Here is a 396-nt window from a genome sequence, read left to right as displayed (position 1 = left end):
ATTGTTGCGAAGCTAGAAAAAGAGATTTGGATGCTAAAAGCGCAACTTGCGTAAATTTCGCAAAAATCTTGCGAAACGCAGAATCTAACGGAGATTTGGGGAGATTCTGCGAGATTTTGATTTTTAGATTCTGCGATTCACGCGAAATTCGCAGAATCTGCGCTAGATTCGTCATTGCGAGGCGTGGCAAAACAACGAAGCAATCCATAAATTTAAAAATATAGATTGCCACGAAGTCGCCCTTAAACACGCAACTTCTCGCAATGACGGCGCACAAACTCCGCAGAATCTCACAATAACAAAAAAACAACGCACTAGATTCTGCAAATCCGCAGAATCTACCCACAAAAAACACCACTTTAAGCAAATTTTAATCTTACTTTAAGCAAACTTTAA

Annotated in this window: 1 protein-coding gene; it reads right to left on the bottom strand. The window is 39.6% G+C overall.

What is annotated here, in order from left to right; translation table 11 throughout:
• Positions 1 to 367: hypothetical protein (locus tag ACWIUE_RS11960; protein ID WP_454137015.1), on the bottom strand; the 367-nt coding region annotated here is incomplete at its 3' end.
• Positions 368 to 396: the final 29 nt, after the last annotated feature.

The organism is Helicobacter sp. 23-1045 (assembly GCF_053654655.1).
The sequence above is the reverse complement of the archived record's forward strand: the minus strand, read 5'-3'. Positions and strand labels throughout refer to the sequence as shown.